A 4790-nucleotide genomic window follows, 5' to 3' on the forward strand; every position below is an offset into this window, starting at 1 on the left:
AAGGGAGATCGGTGGCTGCCATTCCAGGAATCGGACGCGGCTGGCCGCAGTCCGGCCGGCAGCGGTCAACCGTTGCCCGGCGCCTCGCCCAGTCCGCCGGCGACCTGACGACCGCCGCGCTGGCCGAGATCGAGGACCGTCACCCCTGGTTCGGCGAGCTCGACGCCGAACACCGCTCGTCGGTCACCCTGGTCGCCCGGGCCGGCATCGACGGCTTCATCCGCTGGTTCGCCGACGACGGCCGCGACGTCAACCCGGCCGAGGTGTTCGACGCAGCCCCGCGGACGCTGATGCGTCGGATCACGCTGCACCAGAGCGTCGACCTGATCCGCACCACCATCGACACCGTGGAGAACCAGCTGGATCGGTTGGTCCCCCGCGGCGACCGGTCGGGGGTCTACCTGGCGATCGTGCAGTACTCCCGTGAGATCGCCTTCGGGGTCGCCGAGGTCTACGCCCGGGCCGCCGAGGCCCGCGGCGGCTGGGATGCCCGGCTCGAGGCACTTGTCGTCGATGCGGTGATCCGGGGCGAAACGGACGAAACGGTGCTCTCCCGCGCGTCCACGCTGGGTTGGCGCTCCCCTGCCGCGATCACCGTCACGATCGGCGAGGCGCCCGCGAAGGACCACGCCATCGAGTCGATGCGCCGCGCGGTGGCCGAGCGCGGCTTCGATCTACTGGCCTCCACCCAGGGTGAGCGGCTGGTGGTCGTCCTGGGCGGCCATTCGGGCACGGCCGGCACCGCGCTGTCGGTGATCACCGAGATCGCCGATCATTTCGGACCGGGTCACATCGTGGTCGGTCCGGAAGTCAGCGACCTGGTCGAGGCGGCCACCTCGGCCCGCGGCGCACTCTCCGGCATCCGTGCGGCCGACGCCTGGCCGAGCGCACCACGTCCGGTGGCCGCGGAGGATCTGCTGCCCGAGCGAGCCCTCGCCGGAGACGGCCACGCCCGGCGGATCCTGGCCCGCGAGATCTACGGCCCGTTGCGCGATGCCGGCGCCGACCTGCTCGACACCCTGGTCGCCTACCTGGACAACAGCGGGTCGGTGGAGGCCACCGCCCGCAGCCTGTTCGTCCATCCGAACACCGTCCGGTACCGGCTGCGACGGATCGCGGAGGTCTCCGGCTACCACCCCGCCGAGGCCCGCAGCGCCTACGTGCTGCGCCTCGCCGTCACCCTCGGCAGGCTGATGACCTCGTGATTGCCACAAAGCCCGGCCACCGGTGCCCCCGTCTGACTACGCGGCCGGTTGTAGGAATCCGACAAGAAGGTCTGTGAGATTTTCGTCATGTCCCGCTGTCATTCCTGAGCCGATTCGCGCAAGAGTATTCCCGTGCTTGCAATCCTCGCGCCCGGCCAGGGCGCTCAGACGCCCGGCTTCCTCGGCCCCTGGCTGGCGGACGCGGCCGCGCGCGACCAGTTGAATGCGCTCTCGGAGGTCGCCGGGGTCGATCTGGCGCACTACGGCACCGAGGCGGACGCCGACGCGATTCGCGCCACCGACGTCGCCCAGCCGCTGCTGGTCGCCGCCGGCCTGGTCGCCGGCCGGGCGCTGCTCGGCGACAGTCCGGCACCGGACGTCGTCGCCGGCCACAGCGTTGGCGAGATCACCGCGGCGGCACTGGTCGGCGTCCTTTCCGACCAGGACGCGATGCGCTTCGTCGCAACCCGCGGCCGGGGCATGGCCGCGGCGTCCGCGCTGCGTCCGACCTCGATGATGGCCGTCGTGGGCGGCGTGCCCGACCAGGTAGCCGCCGCGATCGAGGCGGCGGGGCTGACCGCCGCCAACAACAACGGCAAGGGCCAGATCGTCGCCGCCGGCACCGTCGAGCAACTGGCCGAACTCGCCGCCAACCCGCCGGCCCGCGCGCGGCTGATCCAGCTCAGCGTGGCCGGCGCGTTCCACACCGTTCACATGCAACCCGCCGTCGCAGAGCTCGCCGAACTCGCTTCCGGCCTCAGCACGGCGACCCCGACCACCAAGCTGCTGAGCAACGCCGACGGCGCGGTGGTCGACGACGGCGCCGAGGTGCTGAGCCGGCTGGTCAGCCAGGTCGGCAACCCGGTGCGGTGGGATCTGTGCCTTGACACCCTCGCCGCGTTGGGTGTCACCGGAATCCTCGAACTTCCGCCGGCTGGCACGCTGACCGGCATCGCCAAGCGCAATCTCAAGGGAGTCGCCTTGTTCAACCTGAACACCCCGGATCAGCTCACCGACGCCCGCGCCTTCGTGGCCGAGCATGCGGGGGTGGCGGCATGACCGCCCCGATCACCGCCAGCGCCGGCGGTCCGTTCGCCCGGCTGCTGTCGATCGCCTCGTTCGTGCCGTCGCGGGTGGTCGACAACGCCGAGATGTGCACCTGGATCGACTCCTCCGACGAATGGATCCAGCAGCGCACCGGCATCGCCGAGCGCCGTTGGGTCGGTGAGGGTGAAGACGTCGAGTCGATGGCGCTGAGCGCCGCCCGCACCGCGATCGAACGGTCCGGTGTCCCGGCTGCCGAGATCGGCGCGGTGATCGTCGCCACCGTCACCTACTTCCACCAGACCCCCAGCCTGGCGGCCAAGCTGGCCCACCGACTGGGCACCAACGGCGCCGCCTACGACATCTCGGCCGCCTGCGCCGGCTTCTGCTACGGCCTGGCCCAGGCCGAAGCCCTGGTCCGTTCGGGCGGCGCCCGCTACGCGCTGGTGATCGGTGTCGAGGAGCTCAGCCGATTCACCGACATCCACGATCGCAGCACGGCGTTCCTGTTCGCCGACGGCGCCGGCGCGGCCGTGGTCGGCCCCAGCGAGACCAACGGCATCGGCCCGGTGGTCTGGGGCTCCGACGGCGGCCAGGCCGATGTGATCGGCCAGACCACCGAATGGAACGAGGCACTCTCGAGCGGCGAACGGCCCTATCTGGCGATGGATGGCCGTCCGGTCTTCAAGTGGGCGACGGGCTTCATCACCGAGGCCACCAAGAGTGTGCTGGACGCCGCCGGACTGGCCCCCGAAGACCTGGACGTGTTCATTCCCCATCAGGCCAACAACCGGATTACCGACACGATGCTGCGTCACCTCAAATTGCCCGAGCACGTCGTGGTGGCCCGCACCATCAAACAGTTCGGCAATAACTCCGCGGCGTCCGTGCCGATGGCGATGGACGCCCTGCTCAGCTCGGGCGAGGCGAAGTCCGGACAGACCGCATTGTTGATCGGCTTCGGCGCCGGCCTGGTGTACGCCGGGCAGGTTGTGACCCTACCCTGATCATTTAGTTCTTCCGGGATCCCCCGGAAAGGCCCTACGACAAGGAGAAACCCTATGGCCACCACCGAAGAGATCCGTGCTCAGCTGGCTGAGCTCGTCAACGACGTCGCCGGTGTGCCGGTCGAGGACGTCCAGCTGGACAAGTCCTTCGTCGACGATCTCGACGTTGACTCGCTGGCGATGGTCGAGATCATCGTCGGTTGTGAGGAGAAGTTCGGCGTCACCATTCCGGACGAGGACTCCAAGAACCTCAAGACCGTCGGCGACGCTGTGGCGTACGTCGAGGCGCACAGCTGATCTGTGCCGCCGGGTGACCCGGGCCCGCTGGAAGGCGGGCCCGGGTCCCACCACCATCCGTCCCCGAACCACCTCGGAGAATTCGGAGAATCATGCCTGAGATTGTGATTACCGGCATTGGAGCCACCACCCCGCTCGGCGGCGATGCGCGCTCGACCTGGGCGGCCCTGCTCGCCGGTACGTCCGGCGTCAGCCGGATCACCGAAGAGTGGGTCGAGGAACTTCCGGTCAAGATCGCCGCCAAGGTCAAGGTCGATCCGTCGACCATCATCGACCGGGTCAAGGCGCGGCGTCTCGACCGGTCCACCCAGCTGGCGCTGATCGCGGCACAGGAGGCCTGGCAGGATGCCGGGCTCACCTGGAGCACCGAGAACGAGGTCGATCCGCAGCGGCTGATCGTCTCGCTGGCCAGCGGCATCGGCGGCCTGCATTCGCTGCTCAACAACTGGGATGCCCACCGCGACAAGGGGTATCGCCGGGTCAGCCCGTTCACCATTCCGATGCTGATGGCCAATGCGCCGGCGGCGAACGTCGGTATGGCGATCAGCGCCAAGGCCGGCGTACACACCCCGGTTTCGGCCTGTGCGTCGTCCAATGAGGCGATCGCGCTGGCGCTCGACCAGCTGCGGCTGGGGCGTGCCGACATCGCCGTCGTCGGCGGCACCGAAGCCACCATCCATCCGCTGCCGATCGCCGCGTTCGGCCAGATGCAGGCACTGTCGCGCCGCAACGACGAGCCGGAGAAGGCGTCCCGGCCCTGGGACATCGGACGGGACGGCTTCGTGATGGGCGAGGGCTCGGCCGCGCTGGTGATCGAGACCCTGGAACACGCCAAAGCCCGCGGGGCGACGATCTACGGAACCTTGGCCGGCGCCGGCATCACCGCCGACAGCCACGACATCGTCCAGCCCGATCCGAGCGGTGCCGGGCAGTACGGCGCCATGCAGAAGGCGATCAAGGACGCCGGACTCACCGCGTCCGACATCAAGCACGTCAACGCCCATGGCACCTCGACGCCGCAGGGTGACCTGACCGAAGCCGGCTCCATCCGGCACGGCCTCGGCAATGCGGTCGACGGCTGCGTGGTGACCTCGACCAAGTCGATGACCGGGCACCTGCTCGGCGGTGCCGGGGCGCTGGAGACCCTGGCCACCGTGATGGCGCTGCACGATCGGCTGATCCCGCCGACGATCAACCTGGACAACCCGGAGCCCGATCTCGGCATCGACATCGCCGC

At 69.6% G+C, this 4790-nt stretch carries 5 protein-coding genes; all 5 read left to right on the forward strand.

The features are described from left to right. Positions 1–11 precede the first annotated feature (11 nt). Positions 12–1205, forward strand: a complete 1194-nt coding sequence (locus Q0066_RS16680) for a helix-turn-helix domain-containing protein (RefSeq protein ID WP_298135046.1) — start codon at positions 12–14, stop codon at positions 1203–1205. Between the two features lie 132 nt (positions 1206–1337). After that, positions 1338–2264, forward strand: coding sequence for an ACP S-malonyltransferase (locus tag Q0066_RS16685; protein ID WP_298135047.1), 927 nt, complete (start codon positions 1338–1340; stop codon positions 2262–2264). After that, entirely contained in the window at positions 2261–3256 is a 996-nt protein-coding gene (locus Q0066_RS16690) for a beta-ketoacyl-ACP synthase III (protein WP_298135048.1), read from the forward strand. Before Q0066_RS16685 ends, Q0066_RS16690 begins: the two co-directional genes overlap by 4 nt. Positions 3257–3310: 54 nt before the next feature. Further along, the gene (locus Q0066_RS16695; RefSeq protein ID WP_298135049.1) at positions 3311–3553 is read left to right on the forward strand and encodes an acyl carrier protein; all 243 of its coding nucleotides are present in this window, start codon (positions 3311–3313) and stop codon (positions 3551–3553) included. Positions 3554–3645: 92 nt separating this feature from the next. Next, the coding region (locus tag Q0066_RS16700; RefSeq protein ID WP_298135050.1) for a beta-ketoacyl-ACP synthase II at positions 3646–4790 on the forward strand (1145 nt) is incomplete at its 3' end.

It is taken from the genome of Micropruina sp., assembly GCF_027492755.1.
Taxonomy (GTDB): Bacteria; Actinomycetota; Actinomycetes; order Propionibacteriales; family Propionibacteriaceae; genus Micropruina.